Genomic DNA, 607 nt, shown 5'->3' on the forward strand with positions numbered 1-607 from the left:
TTTCTCATAAAAGTCCGCAATGTGGCAAGGATTGATATGACTGGCCGAAGCAATGTTGTGAATCATCTTGAATGATTCCTTGTTTTAGTGATGTCGTTTTCAATACTCGACGTTGAACGTCCCACATACTTTGAACAGATTCCCACTAAAACAGGTGTCTTGCTAGTTTTTTGTACGACGTCTAGCGTCAAAAACACCCACGACTTAACAAGACACCTCTACTTTAACATAAAGAAAAAGCAGTGAGTACCATCTCCCGTCGGAGATTTCCTCACTACTAATCTTAGTATGTTTGATGATTTTTTAGCAAAATTCACACCACTTTTCACACCATTATTTATTTTAGGTTTCGGTAGGCGATTTCTCCAACGGCCATTGGAACGATGGTAGAGGTGTTGATGTAGTTTTTAGTTATGCAGTTGTATTTATGAAGTTTTACCATAGTGCTTCCTATTTTAACCATTATTTTTACGCTAATGTTTGTCATCATCAGTTATATAAGTAGTAAATTGTAGTCTGATGATTACTTTAAAAGTAGATAAATCATTTCTTTTTTTGCTGAATTCTAAATTACCTAAATTGTCAAATTAAGTTAGACTTTTCAAGT

Origin of the sequence: Streptococcus sp. HMSC066E07 (genome assembly GCF_001814695.1) — a bacterium.
Taxonomy (GTDB): Bacteria; Bacillota; Bacilli; order Lactobacillales; family Streptococcaceae; genus Streptococcus; species Streptococcus hominis.